Raw genomic sequence first — 25186 nt, 5'->3', positions numbered from 1 at the left:
ATTAATGATTCATTGTATGCAGCGAATGCAGGGCATTATCCACCATCGCCGTCATTGTCAGGTGTTCCTGCACAAACCACCTGGCCTGTTGCCCCATTGTACAGATCTCGTCATCCGACAGCTTATCCAACATATACAGGCACTCTTCCATATTTTCAAATATCAACCCGTTGTAACCATCACGGATATAGCTATACTCCACACATTGCAATACTTCCGCAGTGCGTTTAAAGGTGCATACCGGTTTGCCATAAGCCATCGCCTCCACCGCCGACAAGCCCACCCATCCCGGCTGAAAATAAAGGTCTGCCAGGCCAAATAGCTCCTGCTTAATAGCCGGATCATACACGGCACCGAAATCATGCACATGCATATAGCCACTGAAGTCAGGTTTGTATTTCCCCGCGCCGATAATGATAAAGCTAAACTCGGTGGGATCGGTTTCTGCGATGAGCTTTAACAGCAGATCTATACGCCGCCCGGTTTCGTTAAAGCGTGCACAGTAAATCAATACCCGCCTTGAGTGAATCTGATATTTCTCCCGCAAGGCTGCCTTGTCGGGCAACGGCTGCTGCATAATTTTCTCCACTTCCGAAATAGTATTGTTCAACGCCACTGCCTTCATTTTCGGCATCACCTGCTGCCACAGCGCCATTTCTTTAGGAGTATAAAACCAGGTAGCATCCGCCAGCTGCATCATCCACTTCAATAACCGGCTGGGCTGCTGTTCTTCCTGCACATATCTTTTTACAGAAATACCATGGCCCCAGAGAATAACTTTCTGCTTCAGGAAAGGTTTCAATAAAAGGATCATCCAGGTAGACAAATGCGCAAAGTTCAGCATCAGCACCAGCACCTTATAGTCGCGGTTAAAAAAACGTAAAGGGTTATATAACACAAACGGCCCTACGCTCCATGCTGGCAACTGTTTGATAGTAGTACTGCCGGCCGCCAGGTTTCTTTTCTGCAGGGCATCTGCCCCATCATAACAGTACAGGTCAAATGGCGCCTGCTCCTGCAGACGATTAAAAAAGTGTTCCCTGTAATGTGGCACCAAAGGCTGCAGAATCGCTATCATACCAACACATTTTTATTTGCATGAATAATACTGCTCACATCATAACCATAGATGAGCCGGTTACCTTCATGAATAGAGTCAAAAGCTACCAGGCTACCATCCCGCTTCCAGCGCGGATGCAGATCACAATGCAGTCCACTGCGCGTAAAAGCCATCTGCTCCAGTGAGAAAGCTTTCAACACCCCTTCATCCACTCCTTCCAGCAGGGAATCTGCCAGTTTCAAATCCGGTTTGGTATCAATCATACGGTAAGTACCCAACGTAGTTTTCTCTTGCGTGCTGTATTGAAAAAGAAACAGTGTCCGGATGCCCTGCTGATTAGGATAGGTATCACAAATCATCCAGTCGCGATTGGCCGGGCAAAACATAGGATGACCATCTTCCGTAATAATGTCCTTTGCCAGCATAGCGGGGGCTGCATCGTTCACATCTTCCAGCAACAGCCAGTTAAAAGGTGCTACTGCCTTTGCGCCCTTCTGACCATTGTATAATAATTTCTTCAACACCTTTTTGCCGTTGGCGATCAAACCGGCAGGCATCATTTTGTAGAGGAGGGAGCCGCGCAGTTTTTCAATACCACTGCCGGTTCTGCCCCAGATAGCAATATGCGTATCATCTTTCCAGTCGAAGTGACTGAGAAATCCGGTGGCCAGGCATCGCAGGTCATTGCCATCTGTACTGATGCTCATCAGCCGCGTAGTTTCGCCACCGTCTTTCAACTTATACCGGTGTAAAAATGCCAGTCTGTTCTGCGAAGGGTTCAGCAATAAATGCGTGATGTAATGATGCTGCCCCAGCGAAGGATTCATCCTGTAATTAGCCACTGTGCCGATAGACAGCAACAAGGACTGCTCACCGGTATATACATTATGTTTTATAATGCCGGAGTCCACAGGCGCATGGAGATGCGCCTGCTTGTCTGGAAGTCCGGTATAACCATATCCACCTACACGGAAGAGTCGCGCATAATCAATGCTGAAAGCGATGCCCTCGTCCGTTATAACATGTGCGGGAAGAGGCAGTGTTGACACGCATCTATCCACACTCGCATCATAAATCCTGGCGCCCCACTTATCTCCCACGCGATCGTTCACAATAAAAGTATCCGTATCCCCAATCCATTGCTGCCGGGCGCCCTGCGGATAATTATAAGCATATGTTTTTCCCAGTTGATGAAATTGTTGCGCAGCATCAAAATAGCCGATGCCACAAGCAACGCGGGGATCCGGCGGCACTGTAATATCCGGTGATTGCAAGGCCAGGAGTTTATCGCCGGCATAGTTCCATGCCACCAGGTCATGAAAACCAAAAAAGAAATCCCCTTCTCCTGCTGATAATATAAATTCCTGTTGCATAGTTAATGTGTTGTAATGAACGATGAGGTGTCCAGGCTTTTTTCTTTACGTAGTAAAAAAGTATGATCATGAATCTTATTATCAATCCGTCGTATCACATCTTCTTCAGATAAATAAAATTCTGATATACCCTGTAATGTTTTCAACAGATCCGCCTTCACGATATCCGGCGCCAGGAACTCTGCACTGATGCGGTTTCTGGAGAATGATTTTATTTTCTGATGCAGAAATGATTTGCGGTACAACTTCACCACGGTAGCATTAATATTATATAGCTGAATGGCCGCCTGCCAGTCCATCCACTTAAATTCTGATACGCCGCTACCTTCTGTATGTGGCGTAGATAGCACAAACCGATGCCAGGGCACCCGTAGTGCATCCGCCAGAATAGCGCCGTGCATTGCCTCTGCAATCACAAACTGTGAAGACGCGATCTCCTGTAATGTATGTTCCACGCCGTTTTCAGACCTTGGTGAAATATAATTGAACCCCAACCGGTAACACAAACTCTCCCAATCGAAATAAGGTACTGACTTGAAATAGGGGATCACGCTCACCTTATACTTTTTCTCCACGTGCAGATATTTGTCAAACTCCGGCAGCTGACGAATAGCATAAGCAGCATCAGCTACGTAAGGAAACTGGTTATTGAAAGCATAGGCAGATAAAGGCCCCCGCAGGAAGCGGATATCCCAGCTATTATCCAGATGAAATGTTTTATGAGCAGGTCTTACACCTGTACCAAATACAATCTTTCGTTTATCCGTCAGATCACGGAACAACGGTGAGCTGTCGTAAAGTATAGAACCTATACCCAGGAATACTTCCGGGTCCGTTATATTGCCTGCACCAAATAACTTCGGCCATAGCCATCCGTTCAGGTCATCGCCGAAATTACCTTTCGGATCCTTATAATAAACATAGTTCACAGTGCAATCATTTACAGGTTAGCAATACGTAATACTTTGGCAGCATAATGGCTATTGATCCATTCCGTAAAATCAACGGCGCGTTTCTCCCAGCTATGTGCTGCCTTATTCACCTTTACAGGCGCCAGTTTACCGGCAGCCAGCTGACTGATCAGCGTTGCAAGTGAGGCCGGTGCATTGTTGTTAAAATAATATCCCTGCTCTCCAAATATTTCCAATGGCTCCCCTATTCTGCAGGTGAATACCGGTTTATTAAAAGGAATGTACATGTAGATCTTACTCGGACAACGGGCCCAGTCCTGCACCGTGTCATTCAACGGAGAAATAAAAGCATCTGCGGCAGCGAAGTAGGAGCTCAGCTCTTCTTCCGCTGTATACCCGAGGAACTGTACCTGCATGTCCAGCTCTTTCTCTTTCACAAATGCCTTTGCTTCTGCCAGGTGCCGCCCTTGTCCCAGCAACAGCAGGTGAACATCCTTGCGTTCTTTACTGATCATTTCCATGGCCTGCAGCATGGTAAACAAACCATAATTGCGTGTCATAGTGCCCATATAAATAAGCATGGTTTTACCGCTGTAGGTATCCGCTAATTCTTCGAAGCGGATCCGGGGTGATTCTACCACCTCATTATTAAATGCGTACGGGGAGTAAAGCACTGGTAATTGCTTGCGGAATAATTGTCCGGCCCTTTTAGTATATGTCTTACAGAGATACTTACTGGCACACAACAACCCATCAGCATATAACACAGACCAGTATTCCAGGGCCAGCATAGCATACTTACGCAGGCCCTTATTATCGGGAATACCAGATGGCAATTCTGAGTGTTCAATGAGTATTGTGGATTTTAGCTTTAACTTATTTTTTAAGATGCGGTTGCGAAAGCTGAAAGAACAAAACAAAATATAATCAGGTGCGATCTCATTCACCAACGCTGTTTTAGCACGTACTTCTTCCCCTGCCGTACTTTCGGGATAGTAGTATACTTTTACGGCATCACTGCATTCCATGGCAATCCGTTTTCGGTTCTCTTCACTGTCCTGCGCAATGATCGCCACTTCCCAACCCATTGACAACAGTGGATCCGCCATACCGATGGCTCTTTTCATGGTGGCAATGAATTTAATATCGCCGAGTGTGATGAAGCATATTTTCATAGCTGTTCTATTTTTACCATTTATATTTTCCCTCCGGGAGAAATGAAAGCAATGGAGTCATTTATATGTTCCGTATCCCTTACTTCGTTTTCCTCCTCTGCAAATTCATAGTACGCGCGCAACAGGATAGCACCGATCGCCGGAATATTAAATCGCAACTGCTGTATAGGTGAAAAAAGGAAAGTCCAGATCACCCCGATAGTCATCAACACCAGCACCGGATACAACGCCGTGTCAGCGGCATGCCGGATGAGATAAAAACCCATTCTCAGCAGGAATATAAATACCAGCAATACGGCCACAAATCCACCTACTCCAGCATTTACCCAGGCCCCCAGCAATATGGAATGGCTGGGAATCAGGTGATCCGTTGAGGTAGCCAGTTGTTCATTCATCTCCTCATTCTGGTACAACAACAGGATGCGGTAATATTTCAGGTTATCATCTTTGGCCCAGGAGCCATGGCCAAACAAAGGCGCATCACCAATCGCTGCGAGCGCAGCAAATGTTTCACCTCTGCCGGTCATCAGTAACTCCAGGGGATTATAAGGATTGTCCAGCCGGTCTATTTGCTCCGAAGCATGCTCTCCACCGATCTCATGGTTCATTACCCCATTCACGTAACTCACATATGCAAACTGAAATAAGATAGCGCCGGCCAAACCGAATACCAGCAGCCGGTCACGGGTGAGGTACATGCCACTGTTGAAGCAATAAATAATAATAGCCCCGATGAAAAATACCATTCCGGTGGAACGGGAGTCACGCGCAAAGCACAGCAAGCTGTAACCTAACAGTAACGCCAGTACGGCTTTCCACTGTCCCTTGCGATACAATAAAAAAGACAGGATATATACGCCGTACGACAGGATAGGTACCATCTTGAATTTGAAATACGACATATCAGTGTCGGCGTTCTCATCTGTCCAGATAATATTTTTGATCAGGGTCATGCAGAGAAAGAAAAAAATAGCTTCATCATCTTTCAATGTCTTAAATAAAAAAAGGAAAGACAGGATAGACATGATAATCGCCGCCCAGCCCCGCATAAAGTTTTCGGAGGAGCTTTTTACAACAAACAAATCTGTGATCGCCTGGAACACAAAGAGTGCTACCAGGGCAACAATAATTTTCCGGAATAGTGGATAAGCTTTGAAATCACGGGTATCAAATACAAAAGGTGCAGATAACAGCACCATGATTTCATTGAGCTTCAATTGCCCCACCAGTGCTACGTTAACACCGCTCAACAAAGTGTACATGGCAATTTTAAGCCGGTTGAACATAGGCAGGTGTTTTACCGCGTACGGCGTAGTTAACAATCTGTTGCAGTCGTTGCTGATTTACTTCCAGGCTGTATTCCTGCAAGAAGTCTTCCCGCAGCCTTTCACCTTTATCTGTTTCATTATCAAAGTCGAGCAGCGACTGCTTAAATGCGGCGGGTTCATCAGCCACAATAAAATGTTTGCTCTTCACCCCTTCCACTCCTTTAGCGGTGCTGATAATGGGCGTTCTCAGGGCCATTGCTTCCAGGCATTTCAACCGGGTACCACTGCCATGCACCAACGGAATAATCACCGCGCTGGCCACCGATATATACCACTTTACATCATCTACCTTTCCAAAGGCGACTATGTTCTGATATTCTTCTTTGCCGGTAATACGTTTCAACGCTTCCTTCGATCCTCTGCCCACCAGCCACAGGTCATACTTTCCGGCCAGCTCCTGATCCCATACATTTTCAATGAACCATTTCAGCCCCGCAAAATTCATATATACGCCGAAGTTAGCCGTCATCACCAGCACCCGTTGCTGCTTTTTACCAAACAGGTGATAATCTTTCTGGTCCAGGAAATTAGGTACAGTGAACACTTTTTGTTTTGCCAGGAACCGGGTATGATAAACATGATCATCCTCACTCACTACCAACACCGCCGCCGCCTTTTTAAAATACAGTCGCTCATGTAATTTTTCCATGCTGAACAGTTGCAGCTTCCTCAACTTATCCAACAGGTTTTTGGAAGGTAATTGCCAGGTGATCATGGGCTGTGCATTATGCGTACCCAGTATCACCGGTATCTTCCTGCTACTGAAAAAAGAAATGTAATGACCCACAAAGCCGTAATCCAGTATAGCAGCGGCCACAGGATATTCCCTGCATATTTCCTCAAACATCTCCAGTACATCTCCCGAACGCTGGAAGTATTGCTTACCGGTAATCCGGGTCAGCAGATCAAAAGGCTTTGCCTCATAGGTATAAAAAGTAACATTAGGGAGATGATATTGCTCCAGATCCACTTTTTCCACATTCCGCACTACGGCAATTACCTCATAGCCCAGTTGTGACAAGGCCTTGATCAGGTAATAACTTCTGATTCTTTCTCCTCCGTTCTGCGGAAAAGGTGATATATCTGTGAAGAAGAGTATATACATATACGTTAGTTCGCTTTTAGTACTACCAGTCTCGCCTGTAGTTTTGAAAAAATCCGGTTGAATAGCTGTTCCATCTTAGCTGTTTCATCGGGTGTTAGTCCTATCAATCGAATCCATAAGCCCATAGATAGCATACCGGTCAGAGTTGTAATGCCTAACCGTATAAAGCCCTCCGGCATCAGCAACTGTGGCACACCGGCCAGTGCTATCGATAAAACCACCGGGATGATTGCCTTTACGATCACCTGTTTGGTAAATATGGCCGGTGACAAGCCCGTAATATTTTTAGCAGCGATCATGCGGTAAATGCCACTCACCACCTCTATGCCGATGGCGCTGATTAACACAGCCGACACCGGATAACCCACTTTCAGTAATAACCAGGCAATAGGTAAATTGAGCAGCACCATGGTACTTACTACTACCTGGTACTTTTTAATTTTCCCGACAGATTGCACAGCGACCTGTATGCCGGCAGATAATTGGTTGATGAGTGTGGCGATAATAATTAAGCGACACATCATGACTGTGTAGGCAGGTACTTGCTTGAGCCAGCATTGCAGCACAAAAGGCATTTCTATCATCATGGGGATGGCAAAAAAGCTTAGCAGGTAAAAGGAAAATTTACTGGCAATCATGGCGAGGCGTAGCATCCGCGCCCTGTCGCCACTGCCTTCACTTTTAATGATCTGCGGATTCAATGCCCTCAGCATGGTCACAGAAAAATAACTCAGTTGTGCATTTACCTGGTTGGCAATACCATAGGCGGCATTCACGATGGTTCCAAAAAATACGTTGAGTAATAAAGCAAGCCCCTGGTTACGGGCTACTACGCTGCCCGCACCAAACATATTCCAGCCGGCATAGGCAAACATTTCTTTCAATAAATGCCGGTCGAAATAACTACGGACCCTGATCCGGCTTTCTTCATACTTCATGGCGCAGTATACCTGCTTAAAAAGCAGCAGTAGTACGGTTAGCAGCGCTGTCAATCCACCGTATACAATCAGCTTGTCGTAGGCGGTATATTGCAGCATCACGGCAATCAGTAGTTTACCCAGCGCTTCCACAATTCCAAGGATGGCTACCATCACCATGTTTTCCTGCGCAATCAATGTAGCATCAAAGGGCACAGAAATAATGGTAAAGAAAGCACTGACTACCATGAACTGAAAAATGAGTTTAGCAGCAGTAGTACGCGATGCAGGAAAGTTCAACACATGATCAAACAGGTAGCTGCCGGCTACTTCAAACAACAACACCAGTGCCAGCCCCAGTATAAAATGCAGCAACACACTGGAATTGAATACCAGCTTTAGCTTGTGATGATCTTTTGTGCCCAGGTGAAAAGACATATACCGTTGTGTGCTGATGGTCATGGCAATGTTCAGAAATGATAACATGGCAATCACCCCGCTGATCAGGTTAAACAAGCCATAATCCGCCGCTCCCAGCAGGTTTAATACCAGCCGGGTGGCGTATAACGAAATAAAAACGGTAATAAGCATCCGTCCGTAGAGCGCGCCTGTATTCAATATCACCCTGTTTGCTACCTGCATCTTTAGTATATTATCCGATTAAGTGTTCCAGTTGTGTTACTTCTTTTTTGGCAAATAATTCCACATCACTGGCCATCATTTCTTTTACCAGTGCCGGTAAATCATAAGCAGGCTCCCATCCTAATACCGTCTTTGATTTGGTAGGATCTCCTATGAGCAATTCTACTTCCGTAGGACGGAAATATCTCGGATCTATTGCCACTACTTCCTTTCCTATCGGCAACGCATACACTTCGTTGGAGCAGGCAGTAATTACGCCAATTTCTTCTACGCCATTTCCCTGGAACGTAACCGTGATGCCCAGTTCCGCAAACGCCATGCGTACAAACTCACGCACGGTAGTGGTGATGCCGGTAGCAATTACATAATCATCTGGTTGTTCCTGTTGCAGGATACGCCACATTGCTTCCACATAATCTTTGGCATGTCCCCAGTCGCGCTGTGCATCCAGGTTGCCGAGGTATAATTTCTCCTGGAGACCCAAAGCGATAGCAGCGGCGCCCCTGGTGATTTTACGGGTCACAAAGGTTTCTCCGCGTAACGGACTTTCGTGGTTAAACAGGATACCATTGCAGGCAAACATGCCGTAGGCTTCCCGGTAGTTGACCGTAATCCAGTAGGCGTATAATTTGGCTACCGCATAAGGACTGCGGGGATAGAAAGGCGTTGTTTCCCGCTGCGGTACTTCCTGCACCAGTCCATATAATTCAGAGGTGCTGGCCTGATAGATGCGGGTTTTCTTTTCCAGCTTCAGGATGCGCAGGGCTTCCAGTAACCGCAACGTGCCGATACCATCTGCATTGGCGGTATACTCAGGTGTATCAAAGCTCACACGCACATGGCTCATGGCCGCCAGGTTGTAGATTTCGTCTGGCTGTGTTTCCTGTATAATGCGTATCAGGTTAGTACTGTCTGTCATATCGCCATAGTGTAACCGGAAGCGCACATTTTCACTGTGGGTGTCCTGGTACAAGTGGTCAATCCGTTCTGTATTGATTAAAGAGGCACGACGTTTAACTCCATGTACCATATATCCCTTTTCCAGCAGTAATTCTGCCAGATAAGCGCCATCCTGGCCGGTAATACCTGTTATCAGGGCTACTTTCATACGATCGATATTTTAGTGGTAAAAGAAATAATTTGTTATTGCATCAATGCATTGACTGCCGAAGCTGCGGCATTGCCAATACCGTAATAGGTGAATCCCTGTTTGACTAATTGTACATCGTCATAAATATTTCTGCCGTCAAAAAGCAACGGCGTTGCCATCAGACCATGCAGGCGTTTCCAGTCGGGCATCCGGAAAGCATTCCATTCTGTTACGAGCAGGATAGCTGCCGCATTTTCTGCAGCGGCATACATATCATCCGCAAAGGTGACACTGTTGCCAAGGTAAGGCAATGCTTCTTCCATCGCTACGGGATCATACACACTCACAACAGCGCCCGCATCCAGCAGATGGCGGATCAGCACCAGAGAAGGTGCTTCCCTCATATCATCAGTATTAGGCTTGAACGACAAACCCCATAGGGCGAACTTTTTATCTTTGATGTCGCCGTCAAAGTGACGCAGCACTTTATGGAAGATGACTTTTTTCTGGTCTTCATTCACCGCCTCTACCGCATCCAGGATACGCAGCTGATAACCATATTCCCGGCCCGTTTGCATCAGGGCTTTTACATCTTTCGGGAAACAGGAACCACCGTATCCCATGCCCGGATAAAGAAAGTGTTTACCGATGCGTGGATCGCTGCCAATACCCTTGCGCACCTGGTTGATATCAGCGCCTACCAGTCCGCATAAATTGGCGATATCATTCATATAGGAAATCCGCGTAGCCAGCATAGCATTGGCAGCGTATTTGGTCATCTCCGCAGAGGCGATGTCCATAAATAAAATAGGATGACCATTCAACAGGAAAGGGCGGTACAATTGCTCCAGCGTTTGACGGGCCTGGGTGGTATTAACGCCAATGACTATACGATCAGGTTTCAGGAAATCATTTACAGCTGCTCCTTCTTTCAAAAATTCCGGATTAGATGCTACATCATAATCCAGGATCAGCTGCCGGGCAGAGAGACTTTCCTTTACCGCACGATTCACCCTGGCAGCAGTACCTACCGGCACCGTACTTTTTGTGACTACCACCAGGTAATCCTGCATCAATGCGCCTACCTGATGGGCCACCTGCAGTACATACTGCAAATCAGCACTGCCATCTTCTCCCGGCGGCGTGCCTACCGCAATAAATACCACTGCTGCCCCCGGCAATGCAGTAGCCAGGCTGGTGGTAAAAGACAATCGACCGCTTTGCTGATTGCGCATCACGATCTCCTGTAATCCGGGCTCATAAATAGGCAGCACACCGTTTTGTAAACGGGCAATTTTAGCAGCATCCACATCTACACAAATCACTTCTGTTCCTACTTCTGCCAGACAGGCGCCGGTTACCAAACCAACATATCCTGTACCTACGATCACTACTTTCATACCTATCGTATTTAAGATTGTAATTTGAACTGATCCTGCTGCAGGAAATCTCTGTAAGCCATCACCAGACCTTCTTTCAGACTGATACTATGTTTCCATCCCAACCGATGCAGCCGGGATACATCCATTAGTTTACGGGGCGTACCATCCGGTTTGGAAGCATCAAAAAGGAGCTCTCCTTCATAGCATACCACTTCTTTGATATATTCTGCCAGTTGCTTTATCGTCAGGTCTTCTCCTTTACCAATATTCACCGGCTCCTTTTCATTATAGTGTTGCATAAGGTACACGCAGGCATCCGCCAGATCATCCGCGAAAAGAAATTCCCGTTTAGGCGTACCCGTTCCCCACACCGTTACTGATGGTTTGTTATTTACTTTTGCTTCATGAAACCGGCGGATCAGCGCAGGCAACACATGTGCATTTTCGGGATGATAGTTATCACCAATGCCAAAGAGGTTTGTAGGCATCACACTGATGAAGTTGCAACCATACTGATCGCGGTAAGCCTCACATAATTTGATKCCGGCAATTTTAGCGATAGCATAAGGTTCATTGGTTTGTTCCAGCAGGCCTGTCAGTAAAAAACTTTCTTTGATAGGTTGCGGCGCCATACGGGGATAGATACACGAACTACCCAGGAACTGTAGTTTAGTTACTCCGTATTTCCAGGCAGCATGTATCACATTGGAGGCGATCATCAGGTTATCATATAGGAACTCCGCCCGGTAAATATTATTTGCATGAATACCGCCTACTTTGGCCGCTGCGAGGAATACATATGCCGGCTTTTCTGCCGCAAAAAAATCATCTACTTCCGCCTGTTTGCGTAAATCGAGACTTCCGGAATTACGGGTAATGATGTTATGATAGCCCAGTGTTTCCAGTCTCCTTTTGATGGCGCCGCCCACCATACCACGGTGTCCGGCTATATATATCGGATCATTTGCTTCCATATTTATTCATTATTTGTGTTGGTGTTTATAGTAATTCCGGGCGGTTTTCTTTCACCCATTTATGCAATTGCTTGATATCCTGTCCACGGCCCCGTTGCATGATCAGCAACGCGCTGGCAGTATTGACCACCACCATATTCTCTACTCCTACCAGTGCTACCAGTTTATCTTTTCCGATGACCATATTTTTTTTCGGATCACTTTCAATAAATACTGCCTGGTGATTACGGTATTGATAATGATGAGAGAGTGCATCTGCCAGGGCTTCATAGCTACCCACATCACTCCAGTCCATTTTAGTGGGCACCACTTTTACGATGCTGCTTTTTTCCAGTACGGCGTAGTCGATGCTGTCTGATGGAATGGCTTCCATGGTTTCTCTTGACAATGCGCCAGTACTTTTCCATTCTGCTGCGGCGATGGCAGCAGCTTCATAAATAGCAGGCGCATGTTGTTGTAATTCCTGCAGCATAATGCGGGCCTTGCAGCAAAAGATGCCACTGTTCCACAGAAAGCCACCGGCAGCCAGCATGGCCTCTGCAACGGGACGATCCGGCTTTTCTACAAAGTGCAGTACATCATGACCGGAATAGCTGATATAACCAAATCCCGTTTCCGGATAAGTTGGTACCAGGCCGATAGTCACAATATGATTGCCCGCTGCCAGGATGCCTGCCGTTTCAATAGCCATGGCGTATCTGTCCGGCGTACCGATGAGGTGGTCAGCGGGAGTGATCAGCAAAATGGTGTCGGGATCAGCGGTAAAAGCAGCCAATGCGATGGCTGCGGCTGTATTGCGGCCTACTGGTTCCGCGATGCATACCGGCGCCGCTGCTCCTGCCTGTTCCAGTTGTTCGGTAACAATAGCTGCCTGCTGCTCATTTACGATAGCCACTACTTTGCTGCAGGCAAAACGATTACGCTGGAAGGCCAGTTGCAGGAGACTATAGCCATCGAACAGGGTTAATAACTGTTTGGGCGTTTGCTGGTTAGACAAAGGCCATAACCGCGTGCCGGAGCCGCCGCAAAGAATAATATGCTGCATCATAAATAAGGTTGGTTATTTTATCAGTAATGATGTCCGTTCACGATTTTACTGCCAGCAATGACGGTGATCTCTCTGGAAGGAACGGTGGCCTCCAGTATGCACCCCAAACTGGTCAATTCTACTTTCACCCGGTTTCTGCTGATGGCTATAATTTTACCGCCGGAAGATGCGCGTTGCTCTCCTTCGCCAAGTATCGGTACCTGCGCCACAGATACATCTTCATAGTCCCTCAGAAAGTGCCGGATCAATGAAATTTCATGGTCAGGTATTACCGCTGGTTGGCCCAGCCAGTATACAAAGTTGACCACATTATCTGTTTCACGGACCACCCAACTTCTGCTTTCAGGAATATGTACAAATACATAAGAGGGGAACAATGATTCCTGCACGATTTTACGCGCACGTACCAACTCTTTAACAGGATGGTAGTGTTCCACTTTTTTACGCGCGAACAGGTCCGCTACTTTCTTTTCGCATTTGGCCCGGGTATACACCGCATACCAGGCCAATGGTTGTTCATTAAACATAGGAGCCGGTTTTTAGGTTATCGGATAGTTTTGTAGAATTTATAAGGGCAGGACCGGGCATAGCTACGCCCGTTATATTTATAAGATATGGTGGTATCGATATATAATTTACAGTCGCCGTTACTTTGTAGTGCGCCTGAACAAGCCTGGTTTCTTTACTACTTCCGTGTAGCCGTATCCGTTAATATCACCGTATCCGGATCCATACCCGTAGCCCGCTACACCTTGTCGTTTTATTCCATTAAATACAATATTCAGTTTCCCCAGTTCCCTGTTCTGATACAACTCTTCTACCAGTTTCAGGTAGTGCTTGGGGGTTCGCTGATGCCGCACCACATACAGGGTGGCATCACAGAAGGGTGCAATTAACCTGGCGTCTGTCACCAAACCCACGGGAGCAGAGTCAATGATGATATAATCAAAACGTTCTTTCAGTTGCTGGAGCAGGTGTTCCAGCTGACCATTCAGAATAAGTTCGCTGGGATTAGGTGGCATAATACCGGCAGACAGGAGATACAAAAACTCATTGTCTCCTACCTTTTGCAGTATCTCCTGCAGAGATGCTTTTCCTACCAGGTAGTTGCTAATGCCCGGGTCTACGCGCATGCCCAGCATTTTGCTGATCATGGGTTTCCGCAAATCAAACTCCAGCAGTGCTACTTTCTTTTTAGCAAGAGAAAGGCTCATGGCCAGGTTCAGGGATACAAAACTTTTTCCTTCACCGGAAATAGAGGAAGTAATCAACAAAGTTTTACGATCTCCATTCAAACCTATATAGGACAAAGAAGTTCTCAAGGCCCTGAACTGTTCTGCCACTGCGGTTCTGCTGTTATTACTCATCACCACCGGATCCTTTCCATCGTGGTGCATAATTTCAGCAGCGATGGGCGCCGTAGTTACTTTTTCAATATCTGCCCTGAACATTACCTCCCGGTTCATCATATCTTTCACTGAAACAAATCCTGCTACGAGGGCCATCGCACCCAGCACAGAAATGGCTAGTACCATCGGTTTCTGCGGACTGAAAGGATAGGCCGCTGATTCAGCAGCATCCACTACCCGGCTATCTGATACGGCCGCGGCATAAGCCAGGGCTGTTTCTTCCCGCTTCTCCAACAGAAAAGTGTAGATGTTATTTTTAATCACCTGTTGCCGGCTTACTTCCAGCAAGGCTTTCTCCTTACCTGGTACACTGCGGATAATGCCCATGTTACGGCTATTCTCTGCCTGTAGTCTCACCATACCTGCCTGCAGGTTAGCACGCAGACTACCAATATTCTCCATAATAGCCGGCTTTAACCGGTCGCACTGACGATTTAAACTGGCCAGTAGCGGGCTGTTTTCACCGGTAGTTTTACGAAGCCGGTCCAGCTGCAATTCTGTTTCTGATAACTTCGTTACCAGCTCCAGCAATACCGGGTCAGAGAGACCAATGGTACCGGGCACTATATTACCTCCAGGGTTTTGACTGTTCACATATTTTTCAATCGCATCCAGTACAGACAACTGCATATTAGCTTCGCTGATTTTACGATCATTTTCCTGTACACTGGCGAGGAACAGTTTACTCTGCTCGCTGATGTCCACAATACCTTCCTTAGTTTTAAAATGTTCCACCTGTGTTTCTGCTTGTCCCAGTTCCGTACTCACAATGCGCAGGCGTTCTTCCACAAAACTCATGGTGTTGGCGGAGGTTCTGTTTTTATCTTCTACTGCCGCCTTGTTATATACGCTGATCAATTCATTTACAATCGCTTCTCCGCGTTCAGGGGCAGCATCTGTATATTCCAGATCCACTACGCTGCCGGCTTTGGCAGCAGGCATAATTTTCATGGTGCCCAGCAGGAGCTGCATCCATTGTTTTTCCGTCATGAGGTGCAAGGTGTAACTCGCCGCAGTATCTGTATGCCGGCCCTGCGACTGTATAACTAATTTGCCCCATCTTGTTTGTACCGTATCTCCCACCGGATAACGCTTACCGTCTATAACTACACTTTTTTCTGTTGCATGGTAAGTAAATGGCCACATACCTGTTGCGGCCATTTGTATGGCATCGGGTTCCAGGAAAACGAATTTAAGCGGGCTGTCTTTATATAGTACTACATCTCTTATTTTCCCTTTCTCAATCACTTCACCATAGAGGTTAAGGTTTCGTATAACCGCTTTCGTTAGTGTGCGTGATTTCAGTATTTCAATTTCATTTTCCATGACGGTTTTAGCACCGCCCAGCAAATCGAGTGATTGTAGCATATCGCTGGCGCCAAGACCGTTAGATGATTCCTGTACCAACAGCACACCAGAAATTTTATATAACGGTGTAGCATAGCGGAGATAAAGGAAAGCACCTCCCAGTGCAGCAACAACAGCAGCTGCAAACAGCGGCCAGTAAGGCAGATAGCGGGAACGGATGAGCGTAAGTATGCTCAATGGCGTTTCACTTTGTTGCGTTTTATGTCCGTTTACTTTTTGCATACACTACTTATTAATGACTAAACGGTCCAGGATAATAACGAGCAATGACAGACTACTAAGAACAATGGGCAGTATTTGCCGGGACCTGTCTGCAGTTGCTATTTTTGATTTACTGGGTTCCACATAAAGAATATCATTTGATTGCAGAAAGTAGTAAGGAGAATTCAGGATACGTTTATCATTCAGGTCCAGGCGCCGTATAATCCGCTCCCCATCTACTTCCCGGATTAACAATATATTATTCCGTTTACCAAACACCGTTATATCACCTGCCATTCCCAACGCTTCCAGTACTGATATTTTTTCGTTGGTAACATTTACAACCGTTGGTTTACTGACCTCTCCGAGAATCGTTACCCGGTAATTAAGGAACCGTATATTGACGACCGGATCTACCAGCAGTTTACGTTCTATCAATTGATCGTGGAGATTTACAGTGAGCGCCTTTTTTGAAAGGCCGGCTACTTTTATAGGCCCTAATACCGGATACTGAATATATCCCTGTTCATCTACCAGGAAGCCTCCCAACATTGCGCCTGCACCGGCGTTGGCTCCTCCTGCACCAGCAGCGGAGGTCATGTTGGACACATTGTAGATGATTACATCCTCCGGATTAAGACTGCTTACATTGATTTGCAGTATATCATTCTTTTGTATCCGGGGCTCAAAATTGCCATCAACTGGTGATAATATGGTGTCTTTTACATCACTGAAATAAACAGCATTTTTTGTTGACACGCAGGAAGTAAACAAACAATTTAAGCATAGCAATCCCAATCCCATCCAGGTTAAGCAGGTTTTCAATATCATATATGGCATTTTACATCATCACTTACACACTCTTTATATCTCCCTACAATATTACGCTGGTTCGCACTTGGATTCAATTACTTACTACAGTATAAATTGCTTTATTACACGGTATCTTACTACTCATTAAAGTAAGCAGTCCGTAAAAGCAGTGAACATATCTGATAAATTAAAATCTGAAGAAAAATTATTGATTGTGCTAAAAAGGACGAGAGAGAATAAATTATTTGACCAGATTTTTGAAATCAATTCCGATTTGGTGGATACATTCAGCTTCTGATACACTTTTTTCAGGTGTTGGTTCACAGTGAACACGGTAACAAACAACTGCTGCGCCATTTCCTTATATGAGTAACCTTCTTTCAGTAACTCCACCAATTCATACTCCCTGCGGGTAAGCTTATCCTTAATGCTTTCCAGCGGATCTTTATTCAGATGAGTGATCAGCAGATGCGCTGCTTTGGGTGATAAGGTAGCGCCACTTTGTATTGTATCCATGATAGACTGGTAAATATCACTTAACCGGCTTGTCTTGATAATATAACCGCTGGCGCCTTTTTTAATGGCTTCAATAATATACTGCTTGCCATCATGTCCGGACAACACAATCACTTTCGTTTCCGGATAAAGTCGCTTTACCTCTGATATGCCATCAATGCCTGACATACCAGGTAAAGTAATATCCAACAGGATTACTTTTACATCCGGATAAATCACCGGCAGGGAAATAAACTCCTCTATAGACTTGCAGGCGAATACAACTTTGCACTCMTGGAAATCTTCCAGAAACTCACGATAGTTGTTTAATAGAAAATGATTGTCTTCAATGATTCCTATGTTAATCATACACTAAAGGGGGGTTAGGTTCTTGGTTGATATGGTACAATAAAATAATCTTATAGTAAATATAACAGGAAAAAGAATAGGCAGATAGCACAAAAATATATCTATCTATTTATTAATTATTTATACATTATTAATACAAACATTCTAAAGTATAAAACACTTTATAATTATTTATATATTTATATTTTTTTGTGATAGTATCACTTTATTCAGAATAACATTTTTATAAAAAACCAAAAAGTATTTAGCCAAACCACATACCACAAAKGCTTATAGGTTAATTTATAAATACATTATTAATAATATAATGTATTCTTTAAAAACTTTCGTATATTGCATATATAACCATATTTATCCCGCCCGCCGATACTATCGAAATACGAAACCTTATTTTCTATTCAACCAAAAACCAACGTATGCTAAACAACGCTAGCAGGCATGCAGTCAGAGAAAAATCTTTACTGGAAATGAGATCGGAATATATTTCCATGGCAACACATGAATTTAAAACACCGATCATCGCCATTTCTTCTTCTATTGAATTACTCGAAACAAAAATGCAACTGGATGAATTAATGTTACCTTTTTATGAACGGAATATTTCCCGTATCAAAGAAGAAATCATTGTACTCCGCAACATGGTGGATGACATACTCACCACTGGTAGTATGGTGGCAGGCAATCCTGTCACCCAACCAGAAGAAACAGATGTATGCAGCTTCGCTAAAATGATAAAGCAACAATACTTTCACAAACGCAGTGATAAGCGTCAGTTACGGATAAAAGTCTCTGGTAGTCCGCGACCTCTTCGTATAGACAGGAGCCATCTTGCCGGCATCCTCACCAACCTTATCAGCAATGCCTTCAAATATTCTTCCGGCCCCGGTCCATTACTCAGTCTTCATTATAGAAAAGATCAATTACGTATCAAAGTAAAAGACTGCGGTATTGGTATACCGGAAAAGGATATACGATTTTTGTTCACCCCGTTTTTCCGCGCGGGAAATGTAGGTGGCAGAGAAGGCACCGGGCTCGGACTGGCCATCGTAAAATCATTTGTAACGGCTAACAACGGGGAGATCACTGTCAGCAGCGGGTTAAATGGTTCCGTTTTTACAGTCACTTTTCCATTATAAATATCAACGCAACAACATTACACTTCCTTTTAACATGTGCGACTGTTGCGAACTATCTGTATACGTACATACGTATACGTAAGCCTGCACATCCGCTGGTATTCCTTTAAAACTACCATCCCATCCCACCTCAGGAGACTGACTCATAAATATCAGTTTTCCCCACCTATCATATACCCGTAACCGGTAGTCGTGTATCGCATCATATACTTTGGGGCGGAAAACATCATTCTGTCCGTCATGATTAGGTGTAAATGCTGTAGGCATGACCACCAGGCAGTTTTTCCAGGGCGATGCTACTGCGGCGGCTACTGCTGCTGTAAAATGATGACTATCCTGTATTTCAGCAGTATGCGGCCCGGCTGCCAATCCGGGAAATACACTATCCGGTTGCCATCTCCCATTATCCAACCTATACTGAAAAGGAGGTACCCCACCGCTTACATGCAGCGTAATACTTCCATCATTGACGGCTCCGCAGCTACAGGGTTTCACAGATGCCTGCAACACAGGTAACACCAAACGATCTATTGCGGACAAATTATCCAGTAGTAAAGCAATCCCATACTGACTTTTGTTACATGGTGCAGTGGGATACGCTACCAGGGAAATATAACGATATGAGGCAGCAGCATGAAATACGGCATCGTAGCGTTGCCAGGTTTCATGCGTAAAATTACCCGATGACCATAACAGCGCTGCGGTATCTCCCGGAGTATTACCACCATAAATCGCCAGGTTACCATAGCAGGCCGGATAAAGATAATAAGGGGTGTAGGCCAGGTCAAGGCTCAACACATAATCCACATTTGCCTGCAATGCTTGCGGCAGTTCCTGTCCGATACCTTCCAGGAACCCTTTACCGCTATGCATCCCCACATAGCTATTGCCAGCTGCCGGCGCCAGCTTTATCTCAAAAACACCGGGCTGCGTATCCGGCGTACCAAAAACAACATGCCAGGAAACAGGCAATATCCCCTTACCAGGACGACCTTCGAGGGAAGGGTTGCTGAATGGTATATGTTGCGCTTCTACCTTAACAGAAAAAGATAAAAACAGCCAGCAGCACAGCATTCCGTAAATAATACCTGGTTCTGAAAACATGCAGTTGATTTGCCGCATTAAAATTACCGGTTATTACAGTGATGGCATATAACTCATTTAAGTAGTTTGTGCACCTTACATTTCTTTTGTTTTGTTTACCTGAAAAAATATCTTTGCCCCGGAAATTACCCCTGCACCCAATTGTGCAATTGCCTAATCCGAATTTAAACACCTTAGTATCATGAAAAAATCCATTCTGTACATTCCCCTTGGCTTCATGCTGATGGCCACTGCTATGTCATGTGATAACACCGGGAAATCAGGTAGCAACACAGCCTATGATGAAAAACCAGCTGCCGCTGCAAACCAGGTCATTGAATACACTAACCTGATCGTTGACCTCTCTAACAAAAATTCTGACTATGTAGTCCGCCTTGTGAAAAATGCAGACCGTGTGGAAGAAATATTAAAAGGAAAGAGCAATCCGGTTTTCCTGGGCAGTGTCATTAAACCTATCATGATACCTGCTTTTAACCACAGCAAAATCACGGTAGACAAACCCGTAGATGCTTTAAACAAAGCAGACCAGGCTTTCTTTAAAGAAAAAGTAGCCGGCTTCATCAGCTCCTTCGACAAAATAAAAGCGACCTATGCCAAACTGGATGATTACCTGAAAGCACAGGACTTTAAAGATGACAAAGGCGCAAAAGGACTTGCCCTGGCAGATTCTATCCGCAACGATGCGCAGGTATTCTTTGATCAGAAAGTAGTACTGATGAAAAGAGTAAATGAAGTAGCTGATGCCAGTGAGGTGATTATCCTGAAAGATAGCCCGCTGAAAGATTACATCATCGCCATGAAAGCAGATATGCAGGCAGTTCGTAATTATATTAATCTGCTGGAAGAAGGCGGGGAGGATTACAGCAAAATAAGTGCAGCTGCACAAACAGCCTATGATGGCCTGGAAAAGGATCAGGCAGCGCATGCAGCCCTCAATCTGGCAAATGCAGAAAAAGAAAGCAAAGGTTCTTCCTATAAATCGTTCTGCGATAGCTACCATGAATTCCTGCTGATGGCCAAAAGGATGATGCGCGATGCCAAAGAAAAAGGCACGATGACAGAAAGCCAGCTGGAAAGCCTGAATAACTCACTCGATACTATGATCGGAAGATATAACAGCTTCACGAAATAAAGGCATAAAAAAGCCGCAGCCAGGAATGGCTGCGGTGCTTTTCTTATCCACTCGTTTATCGTTGTAAACTCAACTCCGTTTTTGTTGCAAACTGCTGCAAAGTCACTGCTATCTCTTTCTCCAGAGCCTCTCCCGTCAGTTCCTTACGGAATGCTTTCTCTTCCAGCACCATCATCACGAAGCTTATCTGAATTGTCGGGCAAAAGTAAGGGCTTATGAAAATTATTCTTTACGAGTTCGGGAAACATATTTACGAGATGCGGAAATTTGATATTAACTTAGTTCATCCTGATTTCAAACAATTTTAAACTTCCTACTGTTCCTTATTATATGAAACTGCAACACTTCCCCGCAAGCGAAAGAGGTATTAAAGACATTGGCTGGCTGAAAAGCAACTTCTTCTTCAGCTTCAGCGATTACTACCACCCTATGCGCAGCGCATTCGGATCGCTGATCGCTTTTAACGATGACTTTGTACAGGCAGGTAAAGGCTTCGGTATACATCCACATGTGAATATGGAAATTATTTCGGTACTGCTGAAAGGAAAAATGAACCATAAAGATACCATGGGATACATTACTGAAATAGAAGGGCCTGCAGTACAGATCATGAGCGCCGGCAGCGGACTACGACATGAAGAATATAATATTGGTATGGAAGAAGTTAACTTTTTACAGATCTGGATTGCGCCCAAACAACAAAATATTGCGCCCCGCTATCAGCAACGCAGCTTCCCTAAAGAAAACAGGAAGAACAAACTGGTCACCATCGTATCCGGTGAAGAAGGAATGCAGCATTGCTGGATCAATCAGAATGCGAAATTATCACTCGGCTATTATGAGCAACCTCACCAGCTTACTTATACCTTCAACCCGCTGAATAAATGCCTGTTCATTTTTTCCATTGCCGGCGGGCTAAGAGTACAGGACCAGGTACTGCAGGAACGAGATGCGATCGGGTTATGGGAAACAGGTGAAGTATCACTGCAGTGTGCAGAAAAATCCGAGTTCCTCATCATAGAAACACCTATTAATCAGAAGTGACAGGCGCCGCTATACATATTAAATACGGATATATTATTAATTCTATAAAATAATAACATTCTATTTTCAATCACCCGTAATTTATTCCACCGGGAATCATTAAATTTATATTGCACCGAAGTAAAGGGTCAATACGGGTATGATTAACACGACTCAAAATAATTACATAGGTTTCGAAGTTCTCTTTAATCATGCCACCGTTGGCATCCTGGTAGCCGATAGCAACAGCACCATACTGATGGCTAACCCCTTCCTTCTTAACCAGTTCGGCTACACGAAAGAAGAAATTACCGGACAACAGGTGAACCTCCTGATGCCCTGTGATGAAAAAGAACATATCGCGCTGCGAAAAGATGGCAGCAGATTCCCCGTAGAGACCAGCCACGGCGAACATACCACACCGGAAGGAATACTAACTATCATTTACATCATGGATATCTCCGACCGGAAAATATCCGAACAAACCCGGCAACAACTCGACCAGCAAAAAAAAGAAGCCGCCATCAAAGATGGCACCCTGCAAAGGATGAACAGCTTCCTTAACAGCTTGTGGACCAACGCCGGCGCCATGATCATCGTCATTAACACCGATGGCTTTATTAAATGGTTCAATCCTGCCGCAGAAAGAATACTCGGTTACAAAGCCAGTGAAGTCATAGATGTATGCACCCCGCTCATGCTGCATGACCAGGATGAAGTTGCCCTCCGGGCAGAAGAATTTTCCAGGCAACTGCAGCAACCGGTAGAACCCGGTATGGAAACACTCACCATCAAAGCCAGGCTAAATTTACTCAACGAATATGAATGGCTCTACATCCGGAAAGATGGCAGCTCCCTGCCCGTTTCACTCACCGTATCTGCCATCCGCGATGCCAACGATATTACCGGCTATATAGGCATCGCCATTGATCTTTCCCGTATAAAAGAGGCAGAATCAGAACTCCGTATTTCACTGGAAAAAGAAAGAGAACTCAACGAACTGAAATCAAGATTTGTGTCGCTCGCCTCTCATGAATTCCGGACACCACTTAGTGCCATCCTTTCTTCCATATACCTCGTATCCAAATACGAAGGCCCGGATGATGTAACGAAGCGCAGCAAGCATATTCAGCGGATCATTTCTTCCGTAAATATGCTGACAGATATCCTCAACGACTTCCTGTCTGTAGGCAAAATAGAAGAAGGAAAAATACAAGTCAGGCACAGCACCTTTGATACGGCCAAACATATCGGCAACATTCTAGGCGAAATGGACGGCCTCAAAAAGCCCCAGCAGAATATTTACTATGCCCACCACGGCGCACCACAAGCCTTCCTGGATCCTACGCTACTTAAACATATTGTTATGAATCTCGTATCCAATGCCATCAAGTTTTCCCCGGAAGGAGCGATCATTTCAATCCGTACCCAATGCAGCGATGCCATGTTCCAGCTGTCTGTAAAAGATAAGGGCATAGGCATTTCCACTGAAGACCGCCAACACCTGTTTGAGCGATTCTTCCGCAGCCAGCATGTGGCCAACATCCAGGGTACAGGGCTCGGCTTGCATATCGTAGCCAAATACGCAGAACTCATGAACGGTACCGTGTCTTGTAACAGCGCGCCTGAAAAAGGTACAGAGTTTCTCGTCTCCCTTCCTTTTCCCCAAAACCAATGACCATGGAAAAAATACTGCTGATAGAAGATAATCCTGCTATCTGTGAAAATGTGGCGGAAATTCTGGAATTGGCTAATTACAAGGTACTCACTGCGACCAATGGAAAAGAAGGCGTATCCATGGCCCTGGAGCACCTCCCCGACCTGATTGTATGTGATATTATGATGCCGGTGCTGGATGGATATGGCGTATTACATATGCTCCATAAAAACAAAGCATTGCAAACTACTCCCTTTATCTTCCTGACCGCCAAAGCAGAAAGAACAGATATACGAAAAGGAATGGAAATGGGCGCAGATGATTATATCACTAAGCCCTTTGAAGGCACAGAACTGTTAAGTGCTATTGAAAGCCGGCTGAAAAGATGTGCAGAAATAAAACATAACTCTGCCACCGGGCTGCAGGGACTGAACATACTGCTCTCTGCCAGCAAAGGCGCTGATCATCTGTCACTGTTGAAAGAAGACCGTAACACCAATCATTATAAAAAGAAACAAAGCATTTATGCCGCCGGCAACCGCCCGGAATATTTATACTACCTGCTGCACGGCAAAGTGAAAACATACAAACGGAACGATGATGGCAAAGAACTCATTATAGGCTTATACAACGAAGGCGATTTCCTGGGTTACAATACGTTACTGGAAGGGGGCAACTACCAGGAAAATGCAGAAGCCATGGAAGATACCCTGCTGGCGGTTATCCCCCATCAGGATTTCCAACAGCTGATCAGCAGCAATCCGGAAGTACTGGGGAAATTCATCCGGTTATTGTCCAGGGAAATGGCAGAAAAGGAACAACAACTGATTGGTCTTGCTTATAATTCTCTGCGTAAAAAAGTAGCGGAAGCATTAATTATGCTGGATAGGAAATACAATACAGCGGGGAGTAAAAATTTTACGATAGATATCAGCCGTGAAAACCTGGCGGCAGTAGCCGGAGTAGCCAAAGAATCCCTCATACGCACGTTGGGCGATTTCAGGGACGAAAGATTGATTGCTTTGAAAGAAGGACAGATAGCGGCACTGTCTATCAAAAAACTGATGGAAATGATTAATTGACTTTATACTTTTTCTGCAGCTATAAATATCAGGAAAGCCACTTTCACTTTTTCATGTTCCTGCATCATTCCATGCACATCATTTTTCAACACAGAAAAGAAATGCGGTGCGGCTACATTGGCAGGCTGCTTTTCCAGCCAGGCCAGTTGTTCTCCTATTTCATGCCGCAATAACACCATCGACTCTTCGCGGGCCAGCATGGCCAACTGAAACTCCTCTGCTTCCTCTACAAATGAACGGCGCGCAGTTTCCTTTAACGCTGCGGCTAACCGGTTTATCAGCGAAGCATTATCTTCTCTTAAGGTTTTCAGGATCCTGATCCATGTCTTGCAAACCTCCTGGTACTCAAGACAGGGTGGATCATGCTGCAGTTCGTGCGACATGGTTTAAAT

General features: G+C 45.2%; 23 protein-coding genes. 5 read left to right on the top strand and 18 right to left on the bottom strand.

The window, feature by feature from the left end; all coding sequences use genetic code 11:
• Window position 1 precedes the first annotated feature (1 nt).
• The 15 genes from AC1DCV_RS03780 to AC1DCV_RS03710 all read right to left on the bottom strand — a co-directional run bounded on the left by AC1DCV_RS03780 (window position 2) and on the right by AC1DCV_RS03710 (window position 17660).
• The gene (locus AC1DCV_RS03780; RefSeq protein WP_477021903.1) at window positions 2-1078 is read right to left on the bottom strand and encodes a glycosyltransferase; all 1077 of its coding nucleotides are present in this window, start codon (window positions 1076-1078) and stop codon (window positions 2-4) included.
• The gene (locus AC1DCV_RS03775) at window positions 1075-2433 is read right to left on the bottom strand and encodes a hypothetical protein (RefSeq protein ID WP_477021902.1); all 1359 of its coding nucleotides are present in this window, start codon (window positions 2431-2433) and stop codon (window positions 1075-1077) included. The genes AC1DCV_RS03780 and AC1DCV_RS03775 overlap by 4 nt, the downstream gene beginning before the upstream one ends.
• Window positions 2434-2435: 2 nt before the next feature.
• Window positions 2436-3362 (bottom strand): polysaccharide pyruvyl transferase family protein, encoded by a 927-nt coding sequence (locus AC1DCV_RS03770; RefSeq protein ID WP_477021901.1) that lies wholly within the window; start codon window positions 3360-3362, stop codon window positions 2436-2438.
• Between the two features lie 11 nt (window positions 3363-3373).
• Window positions 3374-4519 (bottom strand): glycosyltransferase family 4 protein, encoded by a 1146-nt coding sequence (locus AC1DCV_RS03765; protein ID WP_477021900.1) that lies wholly within the window; start codon window positions 4517-4519, stop codon window positions 3374-3376.
• A gap of 20 nt (window positions 4520-4539) precedes the next feature.
• Entirely contained in the window at window positions 4540-5805 is a 1266-nt protein-coding gene (locus AC1DCV_RS03760; protein ID WP_477021899.1) for a hypothetical protein, read from the bottom strand.
• Entirely contained in the window at window positions 5789-6952 is a 1164-nt protein-coding gene (locus tag AC1DCV_RS03755; RefSeq protein WP_477021898.1) for a glycosyltransferase family 4 protein, read from the bottom strand. Before AC1DCV_RS03755 ends, AC1DCV_RS03760 begins: the two co-directional genes overlap by 17 nt.
• 5 nt (window positions 6953-6957) lie before the next feature.
• Complete coding sequence (locus AC1DCV_RS03750) at window positions 6958-8511, bottom strand: lipopolysaccharide biosynthesis protein (RefSeq protein WP_477021897.1); 1554 nt, start codon at window positions 8509-8511, stop codon at window positions 6958-6960.
• 10 nt (window positions 8512-8521) lie between these two features.
• A complete protein-coding gene (gene gmd, locus AC1DCV_RS03745; RefSeq protein ID WP_477021896.1) occupies window positions 8522-9619 on the bottom strand; it encodes a GDP-mannose 4,6-dehydratase in 1098 nt (365 codons plus the stop codon).
• A 35-nt stretch (window positions 9620-9654) separates the two neighbouring features.
• Entirely contained in the window at window positions 9655-11001 is a 1347-nt protein-coding gene (locus AC1DCV_RS03740) for a UDP-glucose dehydrogenase family protein (RefSeq protein ID WP_477021895.1), read from the bottom strand.
• 11 nt (window positions 11002-11012) lie between these two features.
• A complete protein-coding gene (gene fcl / locus AC1DCV_RS03735) occupies window positions 11013-11957 on the bottom strand; it encodes a GDP-L-fucose synthase (protein WP_477021894.1) in 945 nt (314 codons plus the stop codon).
• 25 nt (window positions 11958-11982) lie between these two features.
• Complete coding sequence (locus AC1DCV_RS03730; protein ID WP_477021893.1) at window positions 11983-13005, bottom strand: mannose-1-phosphate guanylyltransferase; 1023 nt, start codon at window positions 13003-13005, stop codon at window positions 11983-11985.
• Between the two features lie 20 nt (window positions 13006-13025).
• On the bottom strand, window positions 13026-13532 hold the full coding sequence (locus tag AC1DCV_RS03725; RefSeq protein ID WP_477021892.1) for a transcription termination/antitermination NusG family protein: 507 nt from the start codon (window positions 13530-13532) through the stop codon (window positions 13026-13028).
• Between the two features lie 120 nt (window positions 13533-13652).
• Window positions 13653-16004 (bottom strand): GumC family protein, encoded by a 2352-nt coding sequence (locus AC1DCV_RS03720; protein ID WP_477021891.1) that lies wholly within the window; start codon window positions 16002-16004, stop codon window positions 13653-13655.
• 3 nt (window positions 16005-16007) lie between these two features.
• Complete coding sequence (locus tag AC1DCV_RS03715) at window positions 16008-16814, bottom strand: polysaccharide biosynthesis/export family protein (RefSeq protein ID WP_441572155.1); 807 nt, start codon at window positions 16812-16814, stop codon at window positions 16008-16010.
• Between the two features lie 126 nt (window positions 16815-16940).
• Window positions 16941-17660 (bottom strand): response regulator, encoded by a 720-nt coding sequence (locus AC1DCV_RS03710; RefSeq protein ID WP_477021890.1) that lies wholly within the window; start codon window positions 17658-17660, stop codon window positions 16941-16943.
• Between the two features lie 416 nt (window positions 17661-18076).
• Here AC1DCV_RS03710 and AC1DCV_RS03705 point away from each other — a divergent pair, with 416 nt between their 5' ends.
• On the top strand, window positions 18077-18796 hold the full coding sequence (locus AC1DCV_RS03705) for a sensor histidine kinase (protein ID WP_477021889.1): 720 nt from the start codon (window positions 18077-18079) through the stop codon (window positions 18794-18796).
• A gap of 3 nt (window positions 18797-18799) precedes the next feature.
• On the opposite strand, the gene AC1DCV_RS03700 is transcribed toward AC1DCV_RS03705, so the two are convergent.
• Window positions 18800-19900, bottom strand: coding sequence for a T9SS type B sorting domain-containing protein (locus tag AC1DCV_RS03700; RefSeq protein WP_477021888.1), 1101 nt, complete (start codon window positions 19898-19900; stop codon window positions 18800-18802).
• A 181-nt stretch (window positions 19901-20081) separates the two neighbouring features.
• On the opposite strand from AC1DCV_RS03700, the gene AC1DCV_RS03695 reads away from it, so the two are divergent.
• On the top strand, window positions 20082-21032 hold the full coding sequence (locus AC1DCV_RS03695; protein ID WP_477021887.1) for a YiiG family protein: 951 nt from the start codon (window positions 20082-20084) through the stop codon (window positions 21030-21032).
• 55 nt (window positions 21033-21087) lie between these two features.
• Here AC1DCV_RS03695 and AC1DCV_RS03690 read toward each other — a convergent pair whose 3' ends face one another.
• Window positions 21088-21210, bottom strand: a complete 123-nt coding sequence (locus tag AC1DCV_RS03690; RefSeq protein ID WP_477021886.1) for a hypothetical protein — start codon at window positions 21208-21210, stop codon at window positions 21088-21090.
• Between the two features lie 152 nt (window positions 21211-21362).
• On the opposite strand from AC1DCV_RS03690, the gene AC1DCV_RS03685 reads away from it, so the two are divergent.
• From AC1DCV_RS03685 to AC1DCV_RS03675, 3 genes are all read left to right on the top strand, one after another.
• Window positions 21363-22076, top strand: coding sequence for a pirin family protein (locus AC1DCV_RS03685; protein WP_477021885.1), 714 nt, complete (start codon window positions 21363-21365; stop codon window positions 22074-22076).
• 139 nt (window positions 22077-22215) lie between these two features.
• A complete protein-coding gene (locus AC1DCV_RS03680; protein ID WP_477021884.1) occupies window positions 22216-23733 on the top strand; it encodes a sensor histidine kinase in 1518 nt (505 codons plus the stop codon).
• A 2-nt stretch (window positions 23734-23735) separates the two neighbouring features.
• On the top strand, window positions 23736-24794 hold the full coding sequence (locus AC1DCV_RS03675; protein WP_477021883.1) for a response regulator: 1059 nt from the start codon (window positions 23736-23738) through the stop codon (window positions 24792-24794).
• 2 nt (window positions 24795-24796) lie between these two features.
• Here the strand turns inward: AC1DCV_RS03675 and AC1DCV_RS03670 are convergent, their stop codons facing one another.
• The gene (locus AC1DCV_RS03670) at window positions 24797-25177 is read right to left on the bottom strand and encodes a hypothetical protein (protein WP_477021882.1); all 381 of its coding nucleotides are present in this window, start codon (window positions 25175-25177) and stop codon (window positions 24797-24799) included.
• Window positions 25178-25186: the final 9 nt, after the last annotated feature.

It is taken from the genome of Chitinophaga sp. 10T418 (genome assembly GCF_056394125.1).
Note: the sequence above shows the minus strand (reverse complement) of the source record. Positions and strands in the feature narration are given on the sequence as shown.

Excerpts from the sequence above, each read along its gene's own strand:
- AC1DCV_RS03780 (WP_477021903.1), bottom strand. The coding sequence starts at position 1,078 with ATGATAGCGATTCTGCAGCCTTTGGTGCCACATTACAGGGAACACTTT.
- AC1DCV_RS03775 (WP_477021902.1), bottom strand. The coding sequence starts at position 2,433 with ATGCAACAGGAATTTATATTATCAGCAGGAGAAGGGGATTTCTTTTTT.
- AC1DCV_RS03765 (WP_477021900.1), bottom strand. The coding sequence starts at position 4,519 with ATGAAAATATGCTTCATCACACTCGGCGATATTAAATTCATTGCCACC.
- AC1DCV_RS03760 (WP_477021899.1), bottom strand. The coding sequence starts at position 5,805 with ATGTTCAACCGGCTTAAAATTGCCATGTACACTTTGTTGAGCGGTGTT.
- AC1DCV_RS03755 (WP_477021898.1), bottom strand. The coding sequence starts at position 6,952 with ATGTATATACTCTTCTTCACAGATATATCACCTTTTCCGCAGAACGGA.
- AC1DCV_RS03750 (WP_477021897.1), bottom strand. The coding sequence starts at position 8,511 with ATGCAGGTAGCAAACAGGGTGATATTGAATACAGGCGCGCTCTACGGA.
- gmd (WP_477021896.1), bottom strand. The coding sequence starts at position 9,619 with ATGAAAGTAGCCCTGATAACAGGTATTACCGGCCAGGATGGCGCTTAT.
- AC1DCV_RS03740 (WP_477021895.1), bottom strand. The coding sequence starts at position 11,001 with ATGAAAGTAGTGATCGTAGGTACAGGATATGTTGGTTTGGTAACCGGC.
- AC1DCV_RS03730 (WP_477021893.1), bottom strand. The coding sequence starts at position 13,005 with ATGATGCAGCATATTATTCTTTGCGGCGGCTCCGGCACGCGGTTATGG.
- AC1DCV_RS03725 (WP_477021892.1), bottom strand. The coding sequence starts at position 13,532 with ATGTTTAATGAACAACCATTGGCCTGGTATGCGGTGTATACCCGGGCC.
- AC1DCV_RS03720 (WP_477021891.1), bottom strand. The coding sequence starts at position 16,004 with ATGCAAAAAGTAAACGGACATAAAACGCAACAAAGTGAAACGCCATTG.
- AC1DCV_RS03715 (WP_441572155.1), bottom strand. The coding sequence starts at position 16,814 with ATGATATTGAAAACCTGCTTAACCTGGATGGGATTGGGATTGCTATGC.
- AC1DCV_RS03705 (WP_477021889.1), top strand. The coding sequence starts at position 18,077 with ATGCTAAACAACGCTAGCAGGCATGCAGTCAGAGAAAAATCTTTACTG.
- AC1DCV_RS03700 (WP_477021888.1), bottom strand. The coding sequence starts at position 19,900 with ATGTTTTCAGAACCAGGTATTATTTACGGAATGCTGTGCTGCTGGCTG.
- AC1DCV_RS03695 (WP_477021887.1), top strand. The coding sequence starts at position 20,082 with ATGAAAAAATCCATTCTGTACATTCCCCTTGGCTTCATGCTGATGGCC.
- AC1DCV_RS03685 (WP_477021885.1), top strand. The coding sequence starts at position 21,363 with ATGAAACTGCAACACTTCCCCGCAAGCGAAAGAGGTATTAAAGACATT.
- AC1DCV_RS03680 (WP_477021884.1), top strand. The coding sequence starts at position 22,216 with ATGATTAACACGACTCAAAATAATTACATAGGTTTCGAAGTTCTCTTT.
- AC1DCV_RS03675 (WP_477021883.1), top strand. The coding sequence starts at position 23,736 with ATGGAAAAAATACTGCTGATAGAAGATAATCCTGCTATCTGTGAAAAT.
- AC1DCV_RS03670 (WP_477021882.1), bottom strand. The coding sequence starts at position 25,177 with ATGTCGCACGAACTGCAGCATGATCCACCCTGTCTTGAGTACCAGGAG.